At 61.1% G+C, this 22,215-nt stretch carries 12 protein-coding genes and 1 pseudogene; all 13 read left to right on the top strand.

Annotated features, from left to right (window positions below; translation table 11 throughout):
* Positions 1–320: 320 nt before the first annotated feature.
* Positions 321–1,676 carry a Synerg-CTERM sorting domain-containing protein gene (locus tag ACK28C_RS12680; protein ID WP_015556525.1) on the top strand — a complete coding sequence of 452 codons (1,356 nt, stop codon included), beginning with the start codon at positions 321–323 and terminating at the stop codon, positions 1,674–1,676.
* Positions 1,677–2,019: 343 nt separating this feature from the next.
* Positions 2,020–2,526, top strand: coding sequence for a hypothetical protein (locus ACK28C_RS12675; protein ID WP_015556524.1), 507 nt, complete (start codon positions 2,020–2,022; stop codon positions 2,524–2,526).
* 26 nt (positions 2,527–2,552) lie between these two features.
* A pseudogene (locus tag ACK28C_RS12670) lies at positions 2,553–2,732 on the top strand (GLUG motif-containing protein); the annotation flags it as partial.
* Between the two features lie 30 nt (positions 2,733–2,762).
* A complete protein-coding gene (locus ACK28C_RS12665) occupies positions 2,763–4,910 on the top strand; it encodes a Synerg-CTERM sorting domain-containing protein (protein WP_409152661.1) in 2,148 nt (715 codons plus the stop codon).
* A 496-nt stretch (positions 4,911–5,406) separates the two neighbouring features.
* Positions 5,407–5,769: an endonuclease domain-containing protein gene (locus ACK28C_RS12660; RefSeq protein ID WP_409152279.1), complete on the top strand. Its 363-nt coding sequence runs from the start codon at positions 5,407–5,409 to the stop codon at positions 5,767–5,769.
* A 224-nt stretch (positions 5,770–5,993) separates the two neighbouring features.
* Positions 5,994–9,035 (top strand): Ig domain-containing protein, encoded by a 3,042-nt coding sequence (locus ACK28C_RS12655; RefSeq protein WP_409152278.1) that lies wholly within the window; start codon positions 5,994–5,996, stop codon positions 9,033–9,035.
* A 368-nt stretch (positions 9,036–9,403) separates the two neighbouring features.
* A complete protein-coding gene (locus tag ACK28C_RS12650) occupies positions 9,404–10,810 on the top strand; it encodes a Synerg-CTERM sorting domain-containing protein (protein ID WP_015556521.1) in 1,407 nt (468 codons plus the stop codon).
* Between the two features lie 249 nt (positions 10,811–11,059).
* Positions 11,060–13,933: a Synerg-CTERM sorting domain-containing protein gene (locus ACK28C_RS12645; RefSeq protein ID WP_015556520.1), complete on the top strand. Its 2,874-nt coding sequence runs from the start codon at positions 11,060–11,062 to the stop codon at positions 13,931–13,933.
* Between the two features lie 191 nt (positions 13,934–14,124).
* Positions 14,125–14,544 (top strand): hypothetical protein, encoded by a 420-nt coding sequence (locus tag ACK28C_RS12640; protein ID WP_015556519.1) that lies wholly within the window; start codon positions 14,125–14,127, stop codon positions 14,542–14,544.
* Between the two features lie 552 nt (positions 14,545–15,096).
* Positions 15,097–16,515, top strand: a complete 1,419-nt coding sequence (locus ACK28C_RS12635) for a hypothetical protein (protein ID WP_015556518.1) — start codon at positions 15,097–15,099, stop codon at positions 16,513–16,515.
* A gap of 389 nt (positions 16,516–16,904) precedes the next feature.
* Positions 16,905–19,898 (top strand): hypothetical protein, encoded by a 2,994-nt coding sequence (locus tag ACK28C_RS12630; protein ID WP_409152277.1) that lies wholly within the window; start codon positions 16,905–16,907, stop codon positions 19,896–19,898.
* A gap of 762 nt (positions 19,899–20,660) precedes the next feature.
* Entirely contained in the window at positions 20,661–21,029 is a 369-nt protein-coding gene (locus tag ACK28C_RS12625) for a hypothetical protein (protein ID WP_015556517.1), read from the top strand.
* Between the two features lie 281 nt (positions 21,030–21,310).
* The gene (locus ACK28C_RS12620; RefSeq protein WP_409152276.1) at positions 21,311–22,201 is read left to right on the top strand and encodes an SPASM domain-containing protein; all 891 of its coding nucleotides are present in this window, start codon (positions 21,311–21,313) and stop codon (positions 22,199–22,201) included.
* The last annotated feature ends 14 nt before the right edge of the window (positions 22,202–22,215 follow it).

Genomic DNA, 22,215 nt, shown 5'->3' with positions numbered 1-22,215 from the left:
GGACAACCCCTCCGGCCCTTTGGGCCACCTCCCCTTTCAGGGGAGGCTTTAGGCCCCCCTGCAAGGGGGGCTGCTGAGCGGTAGCGAAGCTGGGGGGTGTTGTTGAGCGTGAAGGACAGCCCCTCCGGCCCTTTGGGCCACCTCCCCTTTCAGGGGAGGCTTTAGGCCCCCCTGCAAGGGGGGCTGCTGAGCGGTAGCGAAGCTGGGGGGTGTTGTGGGGAGGAGGTGATGCAGAAAAGGAGAACGCACAGGTTGTGGAACTTCGCGTGCGCGGTGGTCCGTCGGAACATCGGGAATCATTTCAGCGAGGAGGTAAAGTTATGTATCGCAAGACGATGAAGCGCTGGTTTTCCGGGATGCTGCTTGTAACAGCGGTCCTCGTCCTGTCGGCTATGCCCGTGGCGGCGGCAAACCTGCTGTTCACGGCTCAGGACGATCTGTTCAACAACGCGCGTCTTGGGAAGATCTCGGGGTATAGAGTCTATACCCTCTCCAGGGATATCGGAGGAAAGTACGGACAGGGGATCTTTCCCTTCAAGAACGCGAACCAGGAGCGGGTGGCCGTCACCCTCTGCCAGACGTTCGACGGCGTACAGCCGGACGTCATCCAGGTCTATGATCCCAGATTCATAAGCACGTTGCCGGTGCTGACGGGACATCCCTACCTGCCCAACATCCGCAGCATGGTCTCCAAGGGCAGCTACCTCTACGGCACATCCTACATGGGGAAGGCGAATGCGCAGAACACCAAGGCCAGGGTGGCGCGGATCGGGATGTCGGGCAGCACTTATACCCCCGACATGGATCATGTTTACGAGTACAACCCTCCGTCGGGCGACGGGCACGGGGAGGCCCTGGTGTCCTACGGCAATTTCCTTTACGCGCTCTTCACGTCCCAGACGGGGAGTTACCCCAACTTCGTCTACAACCCAAGCAGGCTGGTGAAGCTCAACGCGGAGCTGGGACAGGTCAGGGCGATCGACCTGTACGGAAAGAACACCGACGGCGGCACTCTCGGTGCCACCTGCCTGAGCGGCGGGACCCTCTACATCGCTGCCTGGGGTGGGTCGCAGCCCACGGCCCCCAATTACAATCCCGATTCCATGATCGAATCCGTGAACCTGAACAACCTGAGCCACACCACCTGCGTCACCGGTTCGCAGGTCGCCGGTCGCGAGACGGGCTGGAGGCACCACTTCACCTCCATCGTGATCGTCGGCAGCACCGCCTATGTGCAGGCTGTGAGCTGGAACGCTTCGTGGATAGGGGGCGAGGTCCGGCTTTACGCGGTCCCCGTCGCCTCCCTGGGGTCGCTGGGCAGAGCGCATCGGGTCGACACGGTCTCATTTTCCGGCGGCTGGCGGCTGGGGATGGTCCAGGACGGACAGTACCTCTGGATGGCCGCGGGAAAGAACCTTCGCCGCTATACGCTGCCTGCGAACGGCACCGCGAATATGGTGTTCGGGCCCAACGGCGTGTCCTTGGGCGGCAACATCTCCTCCTTCATGCCGATCCCGTCGCTTCGTAGTGTCTTTGCCGCTCAGACGGCACAGGAGGAGCCGGTGCAGGCCATGGCCGCCAAGGATGAGAAGGACGGCGGCAGCGGTTGCGACGCGGGCTTTGGCTGGTTGCTGCTCCTGGCGGTCGTTCCCGTCGCGCTGCGGCGGAGGGGATAACGCTTGAGGAAACGTGGCGTTATCGCTCTCTTCCTCTAGGAAAAGGTACGGAAAGGAGGAGGGCGGATTTCCGCCCTCCTTTTGTCTCGGCTCCCCTGCAAGGGGGGCTGCCCCGAAGGGGAGGGGTGTAGGGGCGGCGAGTGTTTTTCATAAGACGCGCCTGTCTGACATTCCCCGCCAACGCCTCCACAAGGCAATCCATTGCCTTGCTTCGGCACAGCCGACCGACACGACGCCGACCGCCTGTCGGCGTCCGTAAGTCGTGTCGTCTGGCTGAACCCCTCCGGTCCTTCGGACCACCTCCCCTTTCAGGGGAGGCAAAAAGTAAAGAAGGTGACAAGTAATGAAAACGATGAAAGTAAGGGCCCTCTGCGCCGCATTCTTTTTGGCGTTCCTTGCCCTTCCCGCGCCATCCGCAGAAGCGGCGAACTGGCTGGACAACGCCGACATAAGCTGGTACGAGGACGTCGTCTCGGCCAACCCTCAGGCGACGGAATTCGAGATATCCACGCCGGAGGAGTTTGCCGGGCTGGTGGAACTGACGCAGAGGGGCAACGCCTTCGAGGGCAAGACGGTGAGCCTGAAGTCGGACCTGGACCTGAACGGGGCAGAGTGGACTCCCGTCGGGACTTTCTCCGGCGTCTTCGATGGAAAAGGGCACGTCGTCAAGGGGCGCACGACGCTCTTCAGCCACATCTCCGGGGAGGGCGCCCTGCTGCGTGGCCTCCGTAAGGTCGGCGATTCCTCCGGAAGCGGCCTGGTGAAGGTTCTTTCAAAGGGGACGGTGGAGGACTGTTTCTTTAAAGGCGCTGTGCTAACCGATCCCACCCCCCCCCTGGCTCTACCCTAACCAGCTCTCCTGTAACCGGAGGGCTCGTGGAGAAGGTCGAGTGGTCAGGGAGGGTTCGGGGTTGCTCTGTAGAGAGTCTGATTATTGCCGATGCTTCCTACAACTTGGTAGGTGACCCCCCCCACTTGGAAAGGGCACATCAAATTGTCGGGGGGGTGGTGGGTTATTGCGTTGGAACCATTGAAAATTGTTCTTTCAAGGGAACGATCGACCGCATGGCTAATGGGGACTCCACCATGGGGGGGATTGTTGGACAGGGGGGCGAGATACGGAACTGCCGCGCGCAGGTCGTCCTGGGGGCGGACTCGGAGTTCATCAACACTCTCGACGAGGATTCGCACCACTATCAAACAATATTGGGCGGAATAGCCGGGGTCAACGGAGATCTCATTGAAGGCTGCCTGGCCGAGGGGAGTATCCGCTACGTGGGCAGCGACGACGTGGTTTATGCCGGTGGGATCGTCGGGAGAGGAAAGGGAGGTGACGTCGTCCAGTGCGTCTTCAGCGGAGACATTGGGGTCGGCAACACCTCGTGGGGAGAAACGGATGCCCCCAGCAGCGCTGGGGGCATTGCAGGCCTGGGGGACAAAAATATCCGCAGCTGCTTTGCCCGGGGCAAGGTGGCCAACAAGCTTGGAGTCTCAGGGGGACTTGTGGGCCATCTCGCTCATGCTCAAAAACTTGTCAGGATTGAAAACAGCTCCTCGGCCTGTGCGGTCTCCAGCACCAGCGGGCTTGCCGGCGAATTGGCGGGGACTGCCTCTACGTATGGAGATAAGTATCAGATCGTCCGTTGCCTCTGGGTGTCGGAGGGCGAAAACCCGTTGGGGGCCAACTCCCCAAAGGTGGAATTGGTGAGCTGCGACAGGGTGCCGTCGGACGCGGACCTGCCCGTTACCGTTGCGCTTCTTCCGACCCAGCTCGGCCTGACGGAGCGAAAAAGGGGCGAGTTGAGCGTCGAGCTCTATCCGGAGGTTAGCAGCCAGATCGGGAACGTGACCTTTGCCTGGTCGCTTCGGGAGTCAGAGGTCGGGGTGCTGAAACTGGACGAAGGAAAGACGGCTACGGCCTCCATGATGGGGCTGAAGGAGGGGGCAGCCGAGGTGATGGCGCAGTGCGGGCCTCTGGTGGAGGAGAACGTATCCAAGCCCTCCTGCTTGGTCTTCGTGCATCGGGTCCTGATGGAAAAGCTTTCTCTGAGGCCCAAAACCCTTGTCTTGAGGAATAAAAACCATAAGGAGAATATCCGCACCCTGATCGATCCAGATAAGAATACGGTGTCCTATCCTCCCAAATGGAGAATTGAGGTCGTTGCAGGCAATTCCGCGGAGGCCGACGACATCGAGCTGACACCTGCCGACGGCGGGTTTGGCGCGGCGGTTGCTCTGGTGAGGCCCGTCTCTGGTGCGGAGTATCGGGTGGTGGCCGAGGCGGTGGACGGGTCCGGCCTGTCGGACGACGTGATCGTCACGGTCAATTACGTTCCCCCGGTTCCTGGGAGCCCTGACGTCCCAGTGCCGCCGGTGAGCCCCGACGTGAGCCCCGACGTTCCCGCGCCGGTAAGCCCGGACGTGAGTCCCGACATCAAACCGCCGCTGAGTCCCGATGTAAAACCGCCGGTGAGCCCGGATATCACCCTTCCTGACGTACCGGACGATCCGGAAACGGGAATTGCCCCGAAGCTGCCGGACGGCGCGCCCGCGGGCGTGGGGGCGTCGAAGCCCGCGTTCTACGGCGGCAGCGAGAATGCGGCGTTGAAGAACGCTGCGGCAGCGTTGTCGGACAGTGGACTGAAGGCGAAGGACCTGACCTTCGACCCGGATACGGGCGTCGTGAGGCTCCAGAGCCGGGTGGCCCGCGAGGTGGCCAGGGAGGTGCTTCCGAAGGACGTTTCGCTCAAGAAGGTTCGGACGCTGCCGGTGTTGTCGGCCTCTCTGCCGAAGGGGGCAACCGTCGCTGCGGTTGGTCTTGAGATAACGGGGGCCGATCTGATGGCGAAGAAGGCGTCCGAGGTGAAACTGCTGAAGGCGACGGGGCCGGACACGGGAGCGCTGCTGAAATGGTCGGGCAAACCGGAGGAGTTCGGCGACGGGCGGTTCACGGTGCTGGACGGGAGCGGCCGGGTTGTCGATGAATTACAGCCCCGCAGCCGGTACGTTTTGACCGTGTTCATCGGGGACGGAGGGAAGTACGACCTGGACGGCGAGGCGAACGGCAAGGTGGTGGACCCGCTGGCGTTGCTGTCGCTGACGGGCGGTTCGGCCCCGGAACATCAGCCGGGCCCTGACAGCAAGGACGGCGGCGGTGGCGGGTGTAACGCTGGCCTTGGCTGGCTGCTGTTGCTCGCTGCGGCCGTTCCCGTCGTGCTGCGGCGGAGGGGATAACCCCTCCGTCGCCTTCGGCGACACCTCCCCTTTCAGGGGAGGCGGGTTTTCTTGGCCCCCCTGCAAGGGGGGCTGCCCCGCAGGGGCTGGGGGGTTGTTTTTGGGCATGAAAGCAACCCCTCCGCCTCACTTCGTTCGGCACCTCCCCTTTCAGGGGAGGCAAAGCAAAGAGGCACGCTTTAGGCCCCCGGTTTATTAGGCTCCCCTGGAAGGGGAGCTGGCGAGCCCCAGCGGGGCGAGACTGAGGGGTTGGTTTTGGCCCCGAAGGGGAGGGGGGTAGGGGCGGCGAGTGTTTTTCATAAGACGTGCCTGTCTGACATCTCCCGCCAACGCCGAAAGAGGACAATTTATTGTCCTCTTTCGGCACAGCCGACCGACACGACGCCGACCGCCTGTCGGCGTCCGTAAGTCGTGTCGTCTGGCCGAACCCCTCCGCCTCACTTCGTTCGGCATCTCCCCTTGCTGGGAAAGCAAGAGACGGATGGGAAGGAATGATATGATGCCCCTCCTGCCTCGCAACAAAAACCTTTTGGGGTACGCAAGATTGTTGCGCCGGGAGATGACCCCTCAGGAACGACGTCTGTGGTACGAGTTTTTGAGGGACTTTCCCATGAAATTTTATCGGCAGCGTGTTGTCGGTAATTTTATCGTGGATTTCTACTGTGCTTCCTTTAAGTTGGCAATCGAGGTGGATGGAGGGCAACATTGTGACGAGGCCGTTGTGAAATATGACCTCGAACGGACGAAATTTCTGAAATCCTTGGGTATAACGGTGTTACGCTACACGAATCTTGACGTCGCAGAAAATTTTGAAGCAGTTTGTGTGGATATCGAGAATTTTGTGAAGGGGAGGAGCTAACCCCTCCGTCGCCTTTGGCGACACCTCCCCTTGCAGGGGAGGCTTTTGGCCCCCCTGGAAGGGGGCTGCCCCGTAGGGGCTGAGGGGTTGTTTTTGAGCGTGAAGAACGGCCCCCCCGCCGCCCTTGGCGCCACCTCCCCTTGCAGGGGAGGCGAAAAGAAGAGGCGCGTTTGGGGGAGGCAACTCAGGGGAGGTAACAATAGTTTTGAAAGGAGCGTGAACCCATGCGCAGATGGCTGCATGGCATTGTCTGTGTCGTAGCTCTTGGTGTGGTGCTGCTGGGCTTGCAGCCTGCAGCATTGAGTGCTGAATTGTGGTCCGACGTGGCCGATACGTCCTGGGTGAACCAACATGCCGGGACGGAGTCCGACCCCTATCTCATCGAGACGGCGGAACAGTTGGCCGGGCTGTCAAAGCTGGTCAACGCAGGAAATGCTTTCAGGGATAAACACATTCTGCTGACACGGGACATCTCCGTAGCCGGCAGAGAATGGATTCCCGTGGGGTGGATGTGTGCTTATGGCGATTTGGCAGACTTTGCCGGAACGCTTGACGGAGGTGGCCACGCCGTTACGGGAGTGACGATCTCCACGGGCGAGCATCTTCCGGTCAGCCCAAATTGTTTTAAGATCTGTCATTCCGGAGCCTTTTTGGGGTATGTCGCCCCTGTGGCGACGGTTAAGAATCTTGTGCTCATGGGGGCGATCACCAATAAATACTCCAATGGCGCCGCAGGGCTCACGACCTGGTCGGATGGAAATATTTTAAACTGCATCACGTCCTTCGACCTGATGGGAGCCAGTCCGAACAATGCCTATGTGGCCGGTGTTGCTTCTTTGAACGGAGGGGGACTCATCCGTAACTGTGTCGCCTACGGCAGTATCAAGACGCATGGTGCTGGTGGGGCCAACTATGCGGGAGGAATATTGGGTTTTTCTTATTGGTATCAGGGATCTCTTCAAAACTGCGTGGCGATGTGCTCCGAAATAACGGCGGACATGGATGCGGGGGGTATCGTTGGCGGGTTCAGCCCAAATCAAAGTGAATTCCGATATTGTACTTCTGCAGCAGACAAAGTAAAAGCTAACCCTTCTTATACAGGAGGCATCGTGGGGGCTTATGGTTATGGCTGGATCGACTGTTATTGGCTGAAGGTAAATGAAAATCAGCCCAGTTTTGGATTGGGTACGGGGAAGGTCCCAGGGGGCATGATTACGGATCCGGCAAAACTGCCGGTGACGGCAGTGGTGCTGGATGCGGCCGACGTGCGCACGATGCTCGTCGGGGAGACGCGGGAGGTCCACGCTCGCCATTACCCGCCGACCGGCGATCCGTCTGGAGTGAAGTACAAATGGAGTGTGAAGGGAACGGGACTGAGCGTACTGTCCGGGATGGATGGGCCCGTGCTGAAGGTGAAGGCGGTATCGGAAGGGTATCATGCTCTGTCCTTGTCGGTGACGGGCGTGCTGGGTGTGCCGGCGGCCAGCGATGATGCAGCGCTGACGCCCGGCGCGGTGCTGAAGGTGGTGAACGCCCTGCCGCCGGCGACGGGGATCGCTCTGGGCGGCCCCGGCCATGCACTGAAGGAGGGGGAGGTCGCTACGCTGACGGCCGCGATCGTCCCCACCGACGCGAAACCCGAGGGGTTGACCTGGACCGTGGCGAAGGCCGAAGGGCAGGGGGCTGTTGACGACCTCCTCCTGGAGGATCACGGGGACGGGACGGCTGCGGTGACGCTGAAAAAGCAGTACAAGGACGGCGCTTCCTACGGTATCACGGTCCAGTCGGCCGGCGGACTGTCCGCAGCGGTCACGGTGTGGGGCGAGGCGCTGGGCGCGGAGCCGAACGTGCCGGGGTTTGTCCCGATCGGGGCGATGCTTCCGGGTGGGGCGGAGGGGAAGCGTCCCTTCGGGACGACGTCTGACCAGGCCGCTGAACTGATATCTGAGATTGGGGCGGCCCTTGAGGACTTCCGCCTTGGCGGCGACGGCCTGCTGTACCCGAGCCGAGCCCGGCTGGAGACGGTCATGGAGGAGCTGGGGAAGGCGGAGGGGATCAAGTTGAGCGGCGCCTCGCCCTTCCCGCTGATCGCGCTGGAGGTGTCGAAGGCGCGCACGCTGGCGGCGGTGGGTTTCCTGGTGGAGGGCAAGCGCTTCCGCGCCGCTGCGCCGAAGGACGTCGTGCTGTTTGAGGCGCGTCCCAAGGGGACGGGGGAGGTTTTCCGTTACGCGGAGAGCCCGAGGGATTATCTGGATGGGCACTTTGCGGTGCAGCACGAGGATGGCACGGCGATGCCCGGGAACGAGCCGTTCGTCCCGGATAAGAAATACGGCCTGGTGGTGTACGTCCGGGATGGAGGCCGGATCGACCTGATCCCGGCGGAGCGCAGGGTCGCCGCCTCTCTGGTGCTGGCGAAGAACACTGCCCTGTCTGGACCGACCAGTCCTGACGTGAGCCCGGACGTCAAGCCGCCGGTGAGCCCGGATATAAAGCCACCGGTGAGTCCTGATGTGGAGCCGCCCAAGGTTCCGGAGCATGGCGTCGCCCCGCAGCTGCCCGAGGGGACGGACGGGAAAATCATTGCGTTGAAGCCTGAGCTTGCCTTTGGAAAAACCCCGTCTGAATCGTTGGCTCTGGCGGCTAAGATGCTTGCGGACTCCGGACTGGAGAAGGGAGACCTGATCGTCGATCGAAAGACGGGGCAGGTGAAGCTGAACGCGGACGTGGGCTGGGAGGTTGCGGAGAAGGCCGTGAGCTCCGACGGCTTCATCGACGAGGCGAAGTCTCTGCCGGTTCTGACGGCGACGCTGCCGTCGGGAGCGAGCGTTGCGGCGGTGGGCCTCGAGGTGACGGGCTCCGCGCTGATGGCCGAGGAGGCGTCCGGGGTAAAGGTGTTGAAGGTGTTGGGCCCGGAGGAAGGGGAACTGTTGAAGTACGCGGGTTCGGTCTCGGAGTTCGGTGACGGGCGGTTCACGGTGCTGGACGGGAGCGGCCGGATCGTCGGGGACCTGAGCGGCCGTGGCCGGTACGTGCTGACGCTGTTCATCGAGGACGGAGGGAAGTACGACCTCGACGGCCGTGCAAACGGGCGTATCGTGGACCCGGCGCTGCTATTGTCCGTTGAGGAGCCGAACGCCTCGTCTCCAAAACCGAAGCCGAAACCTGGCAACGAGTCCAAGGGGTCCGGCGGGTGCAACGCAGGGCTTTTGTGGGGCTGGCTGCTGCTGGTGGCGGCTGTTCCCGTCACGCTGCGGCGGAGGGGATAACCCCTCCGTCGCCTTCGGCGACACCTCCCCTTCCAGGGGAGGCAAGGCAAAGACAGGGCGCGCTTTTTAGGCTCCTCTGCAAGAGGAGCTGGCGAGCCCCAACGGGGCGAGACTGACGGCCCGTGAGCGGTAGCGAAGCTGGGGGGTGTTGTTGAACGTGAAGGACAACCCCTCCGGTCCTTCGGACCACCTCCCCTTTCAGGGGAGGCTTTAGGCCCCCCTGCAAGGGGGGGTGCTGAGTGTAAAGGACGACCTCTCTTTTCAAAAACGCAGGAGGTGATTTGGAAAAGGAGAACAAGATACTGGAACTTCGCGTGCGCGGTGGTCCGTCGGAACATCAAAAATCATTTCAGTGAGGAGGTAAGGTTATGCATTGCAAGGCAATGAAACGTTGGCTTTCCGGGATGTTGCTCTTTGCGCTGGTCCTGGCCTTTGGGGCTCCGGCCTCGGCCCACCTGCTGTACACTGTTCAGGACAACAACTATACCTCTACAAGTGTCGGCAAGGTTGTGGGAAACACCACCACGATCCTTGCCAACAATGTCGGCGGTAACTGGGGACAGGTTATTTTCCCCTTTAAACGTGGGACGGCAGATCGTGTGGCCGTGACTTTATATCCCAACACAAATCCTTACTATCCCGGGGATGAGGTGCGGATATACAACCCAGCGTCGTTCAACTGGTCGTCCCCGGAGAGCACGATTACTCATGCCCGCCTGAAAAACGTCCGCGCTTTGGTCTTTATGGGCGGGCATCCTTACGGCATCGGTTACGACTGCACGCCTTTTGCCTTTGCCTACAGTGAGGATCCGGTCAGAAAGAGCGCAAAGGTCGCGCGCTGGAATCATATGGGCGGGACGAGCTACTGGCCGGACAACCTCTATACCCACCTCTTTCAGTACGAGGCCCCCTCGGGCTACACGGCTAACGGCGAGGGACTGGCGACTCACGACAGCTTTGTCTACGCTCTCTTTACGTCTCATACTGGGAACTACCCCAATTTTGTCTACTCTCCGAACAAGCTGGTGAAACTCAACGCGGAGCTGGGACAGGTTGGGGCGATCGACCTGAACGGCAAGAACACCGACGGCGGTATACCTGGTGCGTACTGCCAAGACAGCGGTACGCTCTACCTCACTTCTTGGGGCGGTAACCAGCCCGCCAGTTCCAACTGGCATCCCGAATCCCGGGTCGAGAAGGTGAATCTGAGCGGCATGTCCACCCAAACTCTTGTCACGGGGCAGCAGATGCGCAACAGTGACGCCATGTGGAAGCACCATTTCACTGCCATCACTCTTCATGGCAATACGGCTTATGTGCAGGCCTCGACTTGGAACCAGATTGGTCCTGGTGCAACTCCAAGTGGAGAGGTGCGTGTCTACAGCTGTTCCATTTCGAGCTTGAATACCCTGTCTCAAACCTTGCCGGTCAAGACGATACCCATAACCGGCGCTTGGCGGTTGGGGATGGTTCAGGACGGAACCTACCTTTGGGTGGCCGCGGGGGATTCCCTCTACCGCTACGCGCTGCCCGTAACGGCCTCCTCGGTGGCAACGGTCTTCGGGCCGGGGGGAACATCTCTGTATGGAAATATCTCTGCATTTGCGGCCATCCCCTCTTTGCGAGGTGTTTCCGCTGCCCAGGCTGCGATGGACGAGCCAGTGCAGACCATGGCCGCCAAGGATGAGAAGGACGGCGGCAGCGGATGCGACGCGGGGTTCGGCTGGCTGCTGCTCCTGGCGGTCGTTCCCGTCGCGCTGCGGCGGAGGGGATAACGCTTTAAGGGTCATAGTGTTATCGCTCTCTTCCTCTAGGAAAAGGTACGGAAAGGAGGAGGGCGGATTTCCGCCCTCCTTTTGTTCGGCACCTCACCTTACGGGGAGGCTTTTGGCCCCCCTGCAAGGGGGGCTGCTGAGCGGTAGCGAAGCTGGGGGGTGTTGCTGAACGTGAAAAACAACCCCTCCGGTCCTTCGGGCCACCTCCCCTTCCAGGGGAGGCAAATAAAGTAAAGAAGGTGACAAGTAATGCAAACGATGAAAGCAAGGGCCTTTTGCACCGCGTTTCTCCTGGCATTCCTCGTTCTCTTCAGCCCGGCCGCGAACGCGGCGAACTGGATCGACAGCGCGGATGTGAGCTGGTATGACGAGGGCAAGTCCGAATTCACTCTCACTTCAGAGGCCCAGTTTGCCGGGTTGGCGAAGTTGACCCTTGAGGGCAAGTCCTTCAAGGACAAGACGGTGTCGCTGGGGGCGGATCTGGACCTGGGAAGTAAGGAATGGACCGCCGTCGGGGCTTTTGAAGGCCTCTTCGATGGCCGGAACCGCTCCATTACGCTGGGAACGGGCAACACGACAGCCCTTTTTTCGGACCTTCTCAAAGGGGGCATCCTGAGGAACCTGCACTTGAGCGGAACGGTGAACTTGGCCCCCAAAGGGGCATCTCCTGTCATGCAAGAAGGTTTTCGTTGGGCTGACGGGACGCTCCTCGGCGTCAACCGAGGAATTGTCGAGAACTGTTCCTTCAAGGGGAAGGTGAGGTACGTAGGATCGGAGGGGGTTGTCCGGGCTCTGGGCGGTTTGGTGGGGTGTAACCCGCAGAGGTTGCCTGGGAACCCCTCGTCGATAATCCGGGGATGCCGGGTGTCGGGAGCATTGGAGATGGCGCCCGAGGCGGGCAGCGCCAGCTCTGGAGTCCCCCTCGTTCAAGTGCTCATTGGAGGGATTGCGGGGATAAACCTCGGTGATATTGAGGACTCCGTGTTTGAGGGGATGCTCAACCGAACGATGGGCGGTGGCTCGATCGTCGCGGGGGGGATCGCCGGAGGACTGGACGGGTGTTTCGATATACTATCGGGAGGAAGCTACCGCAACTGTTTTGCGTCTTTTGACATGAAGAGCTCAGTCCCCATGCAAGAGGCTGCAATGATGACGGCAATGGGGACGCCGGACACGACGTGCCTGGGCGGAATTGTGGGACGCCTCTATGACCAAACGGAAATAGAGAACTGCCGCGCCAGGGCGGAGCTGGAGTATCAGTGCGGGATCGACAACGTGTGCGCGGGCGGCATCTTGGGTTTTGGCTTCGCTAAGATAATCAACGGGGTTTTTGAGGGGAACGTCACGATCGCGGGGACGCCGATGGCTCCCTTGATACCGGAGGCAAGCCTAGTGAGAGCCTATGGAGGGGTTGCGGGCCTCGGAGCAGGCCTGATCTGCAACTCGTTTGCCAAAGGAACGGTGACGGGGCCGGACGGTGCTGTAGGGGGCATTGCCGGTTACGCATTCGGAAAAGTCGAGAACTGTTCTGCCGCGTGCAACGTCTCCTCTGAAGGCGACAACGCGAACGTGGGCGCCCTCGTCGGGAACAACCAGGACGCTCAGGGTGCGGTCAGCAACTGCCGCTGGGTGTCGGGCCTGGGGGCAGACAAGGCGATAGGGGCTGGAGATAAACTGGACAGCACCGATGTCGTTGCGGCGGAGTCCGCCCTGCCGGCCACCTCGGTGGCCATGATCCCTTGGATCGGCCTGACTGAGAACAAAACCGCCTCCGTTAAGGCGGAGGTCTATCCCTTGGATGCCTTCAATGGGGAGACGGTCTCCTTAAAAATTTCGCCCCTCGACGAAAATATCCTGAAGGTCGAATCCGACCATGCCGGGATGGCGGTCGTTCGAGGCGTGAAGAAGGGAACGTCCGGCCTCAAGCTCTCCTGCAACGGCCTTCTGGGGGATACGAGCTATTACCCGGCTTCCTTCGTCACGGTTCGGCTTATCCGACTGGCGTCCTTGAGCCTGAGCCCGAAGGTCATTGAGTTGGCCCAAAAAGACCAATCTGCGGAGATCCATATGGCGATCGCTCCGGACGCAGGCGCCGTGTCCTATCTTCCCAAATGGACGTTTAGTGTACTCGAAGGAACTTCAGCGGCGGCCGACGACATCGAGCTGATGCCCACCGCCGATGGGCTGGGTGCCGCGGTGACGCTGGTGCGCCCGGTCTCTGGCGCGAAGTACCGGGTGTTGGCCGAGGCGGTGGACGGGTCCGGCCTGTCGGACGACGTGATCGTCATGGTCAAATACAATCCCCCAGCGCCGGTGAGCCCGGATGTGAGCCCGGACGTTCCTGCACCAACGAGCCCCGACGTTCCTGCGCCGACGAGCCCGGACATCGAACCTGGCGAGCCGGAGGTGGGAATTGCCCCGAGGCTGCCGGACGGCGTGCCCGCGGGGGTGGGAGCGTCGAAGCCCGCGTTCTTCGGCGGCAGCGAGGCAGCGGCTTTGAAGAACGCTGCGGCGGCGTTGTCGGACACTGGACTGGAAGCAAAGGACCTGGCCTTCGACCCGGATACAGGCATCGTGAGGCTCCAGAGCCGGGTGGCCCGTGAGGTGGCCAGGAAGGTGCTGCCGGAGGGGGCCACGGTGAAGCGGGTTCGGACGCTGCCAGTGTTGTCGGCCACCCTGCCGCAGGGAGCGAACGTTGCGGCAGTGGGTTTGGAGCTGACGGGCAGGGATCTGATGGCGAAGAAGGCGTCCGAGGTGGAGCTGCTGAAGGCGACGGGGCCGGACACGGGAGCGCTGCTGAAATGGTCGGGCAAACCGGAGGAGTTCGGCGACGGGCGGTTCACGGTGCTGGACGGGAGCGGTCGGGGTGTCGATGAATTACAGCCCCGCAGCCGGTACGTTTTGACCGTGTTCATCGGGGACGGAGGGAAGTACGACCTGGACGGCGAGGCGAACGGCAAGGTGGTGGACCCGCTGGCGCTGCTGTCGCTGAAGGGCGGTTCGGCCCCGGGGCCTCAGCCAGGCCCTGACGGCAAGGACGGCGGCGGTGGCGGGTGTAACGCTGGCCTTGGCTGGCTGCTGTTGCTCGCTGCGGTCGTTCCCGTCGCGCTGCGGCGGCAGTAATTGACCCCCCCCTGCAAGGGGGGACTGAGGGGTTGGTTTGGTCCCGCAGGGGCAGGGGAGGGGTTGAGCGTGAGAAATAACCCCTCCGCCGCCTTTGGCGGCACCTCCCCTTAGGGGAGGCGAAGAACGCAACGGGCAAATTATAATAAAGTTAGACTGTGAGAGGACGTTTTCGGAGAGGAGGCAGGGACATGGAGGACGCAGAGCAGGAGCGCGACGGCGAGCTGACCGCTCCACTGAATCGTCTGGACTATTGGATGATGTATCTTTCGGGGATGGCTGCGGAGGAGATGCCTGAGGAGGTGGCGAAAGATGAGATGATTAGTCAGGCGCTGGATCTGGAGAAACAATTTCTGCAGAACCAGGAGGAACGCCAGCGTTACATTACGAGCTATAAGGCGATGGTGGACGATTTGATGACCGACGAAACGATTCGCCGCGTTGCCAGGGATGAAGGACTTGTTGAAGGAGAGGCCAAAGGTAAGGTTGAAGGCATTGCCGCTACGGCGCGGCGGATGTTGAACCGGGGCGTTTCGCCTGAGCAGGTTGCCGACTTCACCGGTCTGTCCCGTGGTGAGGTCGAGGCGCTGAGAGCCGGGACCGGAAACTGAACGTACCACTTCAAAACAACCCCTCCGTCGCCTTTGGCGACACCTCCCCTTGCAGGGGAGGCGAAAAGAAGAAGCGCGTTGTTAGGCCCCCCTGGAAGGGGAGCTGGCGAGCTCTGCAAGGGCGAGACTGACGGCCCGTGAGCGACAGCGAACGGCAGCCGGAAGGCTCCCCGAAGGGGGGACTGAGGGGTTGTTTTGGCCTTCTGCCCCGAAGGGGCTGGAGAGGTTGTTGCTGAGCGTGAAGGACAACCCCTCCGTCGCCTTCGGCGACACCTCCCCTTTCAGGGGAGGCGAAAATGAAGAAGCGCGTTGTTAGGCCCCCCTGGAAGGGGGGCTGGCGAGCCCCAGCGGGGCGAGACTGACGGCCCGTGAGCGATAGCGAACGGCAGCCGGAAGGCTCCCCGAAGGGGGGCTGAGTGTGAAGAGCAATCCCTCTTTCCCCTCAAAAACGCGGGAGGTGATGCGGAAAAAGAAGACATACAGGCGGTGGAACTTCGCGAGCGTGGTAGTCCGTAGGAACATCAAAAATCATTTCAGTGAGGAGGTAAAGTTATGTATCGCAAGGCAATGAAGCGTTGGCCTTCAGGGATGTTGCTCTTTGCCCTGGCTCTGGTCCTCGGAGCCCCGGCCTCGGCAAACCTGCTGTATACGGTGCATGACAATAACTATGCCTCTACGAGTGTCGGCAAGATCGTGGGGGACACCGCAATAGTTCTTGCGACCAACGTTGGCGGTAACTGGGGACAGGTTATTTTTCCCTTCAAACGTGGGGCGGCAGATCGTGTGGCCGTGACTTTATATCCCAACTCAAATCCTTATTATCCTGGAGATGAGGTCCGTATCTATGATCCGGCATCGCTGAATTGGTCGTCCCCGGAGAGCACGTTAACCCATGTACGTCTGAAGAACATTCGGGCTCTGGCTTTTATGGGAGGACATCCCTACGGCATCGGCTATGACTGCACGCCGTTTGCCTTTGCCTACAGTGAGGATCCGGTCAGAAGAAGCGCAAAGGTCGCGCGCTGGAACCATATGTGGGGGACGACCTACTGGCCGGACAACCTCTACACCCACCTCTTTCAGTATGAGTCCCCCTCGGGCTACACGGCTAACGGCGAGGGACTGGCAGCTCATGGAAGCTTCGTCTACGCTCTCTTTAAATCTTATACCGGGAACTACCCCAATTTCGTTTACTCTCCGAACAAGCTGGTGAAGCTCAACGCGGAGCTGGGACAGGTCGGGGCGCTCGATCTGCACGGTAAGAACACCGACGGCAGTATACCTGGAGCGTACTGCCAGAGTGGCAGTACGCTCTACCTCACCTCTTGGGGCGGTCTCCATTTCTTTATCTCCAACTGGCATCCCGAGTCCCGGATCGAGAAGGTGAACCTGAACGGAATGTCCACCGAAACCCTTGTCACGGGGCAGCAGATGCACGACAATGATCCTTCGTGGAAGCATCATTTCACCGCCATCGCTCTTCATGGCAATACGGCTTATGTACAGGCCGCTACTTGGAAGGAATTTCCGGGTACCCCTTTCGCAATGCCCGGAGGTGAGGTGCGAATTTATAAATGTTCCATGTCAGACATTGGGACTCTGCCTCAAACTGCCCCAGTCCAGACAATTGCAACCGACGCCATTTGGCAGTTGGGGATGGTTCAGGAGGGGACTTACCTTTGGGTGGCCGTTGGGGACAGGCTTCATCGCTATTCGTTGCCCGTAACGGCCTCTTCACAGGCAACGGTCTTCAGTTCAGGCAGTGCGATTCCCTTGGGCGGAAACATCTCCGCTTTTGCACCGTTGCCGTTACCGCAGGAAGTTTTTACCGCGGAGTCGGCATTGGACACCCTGAAGCAGGCTGATATCAAAGAAGAGAAGGGCAATAGTAGGGGGTGTGAGGCAGGGCTCCCATGGGCTGGGGTGCTGCTTGCTGCAGCCGTCCCCTTTGTGCTGCGGCGGAGAGGATAACCCCTCCGTCGCCTTTGGCGACACCTCCCCTTACAGGGGAGGCAAGGTTTTTCGGCCCCCGGTTTGATTTGGCCCCCCTGCAAGGGGGGCTGCCCCGAAGGAGCTAGGACTGACGGCCCGTGAGCGGTAGCGAACGGCAGCCGGAAGGCTCCCCGAAGGGGAGGTGCGAGTGTTTTTCATAAGACGTGCCTGTTTGACATTCCCGTCAACGCCTCCACAAGGCAATCAATTGCCTTGCTTCGGCACAGCCGACCAACGCAGCGCCGCAATCGCTGACGCGATTGCGTAAGCTGCGTCGTCTGGCTGCCCTCCGGTCCTTCGGACCACCTCCCCTTCCAGGGGAGGCAACTCAGGGGAGGCAACAATAGTTTTGAAAGGAGCGTGAACCCATGCGCAGATGGCTGCATGGTATTGCCGGTGTCGTAGCTCTTGGTGTGGTGCTGCTGGGCTTACAGCCTGCAGCATTGAGTGCTGAATTGTGGTCCGACGTGGCCGACACGTCCTGGTTGGATCAACATGCTGGGACGGAGGCTGACCCCTATCTCATCGAGACGGCGGAGCAACTGGCCGGCCTGGCCAAGCTGGTCTCCGACTACAAGGATTTTCAGGGCAAACACTTCCTTCTGACTCGGGACATCTCCGTGGTGGGCCGGGAATGGTGTCCTATCGGCTGGATGCAGGCCTACGGGGACCTTGCCGGGTTTGCGGGCACCTTCGACGGCGGTGGCCACGCCATCACGGGGGTCACGTTCACCAACAGCGACCACCTTCCGGTCAGCCCGAAAACGGGTATCTTAAGTCATTCGTCCTGCCTGTTCGGACGCATCGAGCAGGGGGGGACCGTCAAAAACCTTACGGCCATGGGCTCCATCAATGCCACGGCTGGCAACGGGGCCTCGGGGATAACGAATTGGATGGATGGCAACGTCCTGAACTGCACGACATCCTTCGATCTCAGGGTCGAGTGCGATGGCCGGGCCTTTGTGGGAGGCATCGCCTCCCTCATCGCCATAGGCATGATTCGCAACTGCGTAACCTTCGGAACGGCCAGGGCAGTCTCTACCAACTTCTGTTATTCCGGAGGAATTCTGGGTTTCTCTTATTGGGACGGTGGGGAAGTGGAAAACTGTACGGCCGCCCTCGCAGAGGTGGAGAGCTACACGGACGGCGGCGGGCTGGGGGGCGGCCTGGCCAGCGGCTTCAAACATTGTGTCTCGATCTGCGATTCCGTCAAGGCCCTGCCGCAATACACCGGAGGGATCGTCGGGGCCTACGGAGGCTGGGAGGATTGCTACTGGCTGAAGGTGAAGGAGACCCAACCCAGTTACTCAGGGAGACTAGATCTAGGGGTCATGATAACGGACCCCGCCAAGCTGCCGGTCGCCTCGGTGGTGCTGGATGCGGCCGACGTGCGCACGATGCTCGTGGGGGAGACGCGGAAGATCCGTGCCCGTCCCTATCCCTCCACGGGGGACCTTTCGGGCTTGAAGTACAGGTGGACCGCGGACCGTGGTCTGACGGTCCTCTCCGGGGCCGACGGGCCGGAGATCGAGGTGAAGGCCGCCTCCGAGGGGCTGCACCGTCTAGCCCTCGCGGTGACGGGTGTGCTGGGCGTGCCGGTGGCCAGCGACGACGCGGCGTTGATGCCCGAGGCGGTGCTGAAGGTGGTGAACGTCCTGCCGCCGGCGACAAGGATCGCTCTGGGCGGCCCCAGCCATGCGCTGAAGGAGGGGGAGAGCGTTACGTTGACGGCCGCGATCGTCCCCTCCGATGCGAAGCCCGAGGTGTTGACTTGGGCAGTGACAAAGGCCGAGGGGCAGGGGGCCGTTGACGACCTCCTCCTGGAGGATCACGGGGACGGGACGGCTGCGGTGACGCTGAAAAAGCAGTACAAGGACGGCGCTTCCTACGGCGTTACGGTCCAGTCGGCCAGCGGCCTGTCCGCGACAACCACGGTGTGGGGCGAGGCACTGGGCGCGGAGCCGAACGTGCCGGGGTTCGTCCCGATTGGGGCGATGCTTCCGGGCGGGGCGGAGGGGAAGCGTCCCTTCGGGGTGAGGTCCGGTTCGGCGGTGGAGCTGTTGTCGGAGATGGGGACGGCCCCGGAGGACTTCCGCCTTGGTGGCGACGGCCTGCTGTACCCGAGCCGGTCCCGGCTAGAGACAGTCATGGAGGCGTTGGGGAAGCAGGAAGGTGTGAAGCTGATTGGAGCCTCGCCCTTCCCTTTGATCTCGCTTGAGGTATCGAAGTCACGTACCCTGACGGCTGTGGGCTTCTGGGTTGAGGGCAAGCGTTTCCGCGCCGCCGCGCCGAAAGACGTCACGTTGTTCGAGGCGCGTCCCAAGGGGACGGGTGAGATTTTCCGTTACGCGGAGAGCCCGAGGGATTACCTGGACGGGCACTTTGCGGTGCAGCACGAGGATGGTACGGTGATGCCCGGAGACGAGCCGTTCGTCCCGGATAAGAAATACGGCCTGGTGGTGTACGTCCGTGATGGAGGCCGGGTTGACCTGACCCCGGCGGAGCGCAGGGTTGCCGCCTCTCTGGTGCTGGCGAAGAACACTGCCCTGTCTGGACCGACCAGTCCTGACGTGAGCCCGGATATAAAGCCACCGGTGAGTCCTGATGTGGAGCTGCCCAAGGTTCCGGAGCATGGCGTCGCCCCGCAGCTGCCCGAGGGGACGGACGGGAAAATCATCGCGGTGAAGCCTGAGCTTGCCTTTGGAAAAACCCCGTCTGAATCGTTGGCCCTGGCGGCTAAGATGCTTGCGGACTCCGGGCTGGAGAAGGGTGACTTGATCGTCGATCGAAAGACGGGGCAGGTGAAGCTGAACGCGGACGTGGGCTGGGAGGTTGCGGAGAAGGCCGTGAGCTCCGACGGCTTCATCGACGAGGCGAAGTCTCTGCCGGTCCTGACGGCGACGCTGCCGTCGGGAGCGAGTGTTGCGGCGGTGGGCCTCGAGGTGACGGGCTCCGCGCTGATGGCCGAGGAGGCGTCCGGGGTAAAGGTGTTGAAGGTGTTGGGCCCGGAGGAAGGGGAACTGTTGAAGTACGCGGGTTCGGTCTCGGAGTTCGGTGACGGGCGGTTCACGGTGCTGGACGGGAGCGGCCGGATCGTCGGGGACCTGAGCGGCCGTGGCCGGTACGTGCTGACGCTGTTCATCGAGGACGGGGGGAAGTACGACCTCGACGGCCGTGCGAACGGGCGTATTGTGGACCCGGCGATGCTATTGTCCGTTGAGGAGTCGGGCGCCCTGTCTCCAAAACCGAAGCCAAAACCTGGCAGCGAGTCCAGGGGGTCCGGTGGCGGGTGCGATGCGGGGCTTTTGTGGGGCTGGCTGTTGATGACGGCTGTTCCCGTCGCGCTGCGGCGGAGGGGATAACCCCTCCGTCGCCTTCGGCGACACCTCCCCTTCCAGGGGAGGCAAGGCAAAGACAGGGCGCGCTTTTTAGGCTCCTCTGCAAGAGGAGCTGGCGAGCCCCAACGGGGCGAGACTGAGGGGTTGTTTTCGGTCCCCGCAGGGGCGGGGACTGACGGCCCGTGAGCGGTAGCGAACGGCAGCCGGAAGGCTCCCCGAAGGGGGGCCTGAGGGGTTGTTGGGCCCCGCTGCTGAAGCCCCTAAGCGACCGGCACGACGCCGACCGCCTGTCGGCGTCCGTAAGTCGTGTCGTCTGGCCGAGCTGCGGAAGTCCCCCGGACTTCCTTCGCCCTCAGCCGACCGACACGACGCCGGCCGCCTGTCGGCGTCCGTAAGTCGTGTCGTCTGGCCGAGCTGCGGAAGTCCCCCGGACTTCCTTCGCCCTCAGCCGACCGACACGACGCCGGCCGCCTGTCGGCGTCCGTAAGTCGTGTCGTCTGGCCGAGCTGCGGAAGTCCCCCGGACTTCCTTCGCCCTCAGCCGACCGACACGACGCCGGCCGCCTGTCGGCGTCCGTAAGTCGTGTCGTCTGGCCGAGCTGCGGAAGTCCCCCGGACTTCCTTCGCCCTCAGCCGACCGACACGACGCCGGCCGCCTGTCGGCGTCCGTAAGTCGTGTCGTCTGGCCGAACCCCTCCGGTCATTCGGACCACCCCTGCAACCGTGAGTCCATACGGTATCAATAAAAATCGGTTACTTTGGGATAATAACGAGGAGGTAGCGTTTTATGAAAATCCGAATGGATTTCGTGACGAACTCAAGCAGCAGCAGTTTTATCGTCGCGCGGCAGGGTGAACTGAACGAAAAGCAGAAGGAAGCTATCATTAAGTTTGTTGAGGAGAAGATGCTCGGCAAAAAAGTCCTGGGGCCTGAGAGCGGCGAGAAGGATATCCAGGATTTTTTTGAGGACAATTACGTCGTGGATGAGGATGGGATTCGTGAGGCTTTGAAGGAGGGCAAGGACATTTACTCGGGCACCCTTGACCTCGAGACGGCCGAGGTCTACTATACACGGCTGTTCCAGGACCTGTGGGCTGTTCTTGATCAAACCGGCGACGGAAACTTTGTTGCCATTGATGATGATCTTTCGTACTAGGGCATCGGGCCGAATTGTTGTGGCCTGACATTCCTGGAACTACGATGCAAATCCACAGAGAAAAAGATTTCCTGTCCTGTTTCGACGACAGGACAGGGCGGTATTTCAGAACCGGCATTATCAGGGATGGGAGGGACACCGGCGAGGACCCGTTTATGTCATCTTTCCCGGAACTGGTCGATGTCGGAATCATGGGGCATTGTCGCCACGGCAAGCTTGGCCTGTGCCGGGCAGCGGGAGTGGAATGCTATCAGGACGGGCCTCATTCGGATGCCCCGGATATGGAGCTGGACGATTTCCTGGAGCTGGCGCGGCAGTGCAGCAGCAGGACGTACCAGTTTGCGCTCGGGGGATGCGGGGATCCCGACCAGCACGAGAACTTTGCGGAGATACTTCAAATCTGTAGGCATTATCGTATTGTGCCCAATTACACGACATCCGGACTGGGCATGACGAAGGATATTGCAGAGCTGAGCGGACGGCACTGCGGGGCGGTGGCTGTCAGCTGGTATCGAAGCACATACACACTCCGTGCTGTCAGTCTGCTTCTTAATGCTGGTGTTAAGACGAACATTCATTTCGTCCTTGCCCGTGACAGCGTAGCGGAAGCAATAAGGCTTCTCACCGGTAAGGGGCCCAGTGAGGGTTTCCCGGTGGGGATAAACGCTGTCGTATTTCTGCTGCACAAGCCTGTTGGCCTTGGGAGTCGGGAAAAGGTGATATCTCTTGAGGACGAAAGCTTCAAGGAATTTCTGAAGCTGGTGAACTCCAGGACCTTTCGATACAGGGTAGGGTTCGACTCCTGTACCGTACCGGCGTTGGTGAACAATCCCGGAATCATTGATATGAAGAGCCTGGATACGTGCGAGGGAGCACGCTGGTCCGCCTACGTCACCCCCGACATGAAGATGCTCCCGTGCAGCTTCGACAATCAGGATCGACGATGGGAAGTCAACCTTCGTGACAATACGGTTGAGGCAGCCTGGAACAGCAGCACGTTCGAGGATTTTCGCACTTGTCTCAGAACGTCCTGCCCAGAGTGCGACAAAAGAAGCCTGTGCATGGGAGGGTGCCCCGTCCGCCCCGAAATTGTCCTTTGTGGGAGACGCTTGGATTTTCAACGCCAAATCGACAATCCGGGCACTACAGGCAAGAGCAGCGTAGGAAAATGATGCCCCTTCCAGGG

The sequence above is a fragment of the Fretibacterium fastidiosum genome (genome assembly GCF_964642095.1).
GTDB lineage: Bacteria > Synergistota > Synergistia > Synergistales > Aminobacteriaceae > Fretibacterium > Fretibacterium fastidiosum.
The sequence above is the reverse complement of the archived record's forward strand: the minus strand, read 5'-3'. Positions and strand labels throughout refer to the sequence as shown.

What these genes read in the sequence shown, in the direction of transcription:
- ACK28C_RS12680 (WP_015556525.1), top strand. Translation starts at nt 321, where the DNA reads ATGTATCGCAAGACGATGAAGCGCTGGTTTTCCGGGATGCTGCTTGTA.
- ACK28C_RS12675 (WP_015556524.1), top strand. Translation starts at nt 2,020, where the DNA reads ATGAAAACGATGAAAGTAAGGGCCCTCTGCGCCGCATTCTTTTTGGCG.
- ACK28C_RS12665 (WP_409152661.1), top strand. Translation starts at nt 2,763, where the DNA reads ATGGGGGGGATTGTTGGACAGGGGGGCGAGATACGGAACTGCCGCGCG.
- ACK28C_RS12660 (WP_409152279.1), top strand. Translation starts at nt 5,407, where the DNA reads ATGATGCCCCTCCTGCCTCGCAACAAAAACCTTTTGGGGTACGCAAGA.
- ACK28C_RS12655 (WP_409152278.1), top strand. Translation starts at nt 5,994, where the DNA reads ATGCGCAGATGGCTGCATGGCATTGTCTGTGTCGTAGCTCTTGGTGTG.
- ACK28C_RS12650 (WP_015556521.1), top strand. Translation starts at nt 9,404, where the DNA reads ATGCATTGCAAGGCAATGAAACGTTGGCTTTCCGGGATGTTGCTCTTT.
- ACK28C_RS12645 (WP_015556520.1), top strand. Translation starts at nt 11,060, where the DNA reads ATGCAAACGATGAAAGCAAGGGCCTTTTGCACCGCGTTTCTCCTGGCA.
- ACK28C_RS12640 (WP_015556519.1), top strand. Translation starts at nt 14,125, where the DNA reads ATGGAGGACGCAGAGCAGGAGCGCGACGGCGAGCTGACCGCTCCACTG.
- ACK28C_RS12635 (WP_015556518.1), top strand. Translation starts at nt 15,097, where the DNA reads ATGTATCGCAAGGCAATGAAGCGTTGGCCTTCAGGGATGTTGCTCTTT.
- ACK28C_RS12630 (WP_409152277.1), top strand. Translation starts at nt 16,905, where the DNA reads ATGCGCAGATGGCTGCATGGTATTGCCGGTGTCGTAGCTCTTGGTGTG.
- ACK28C_RS12625 (WP_015556517.1), top strand. Translation starts at nt 20,661, where the DNA reads ATGAAAATCCGAATGGATTTCGTGACGAACTCAAGCAGCAGCAGTTTT.
- ACK28C_RS12620 (WP_409152276.1), top strand. Translation starts at nt 21,311, where the DNA reads ATGGAGCTGGACGATTTCCTGGAGCTGGCGCGGCAGTGCAGCAGCAGG.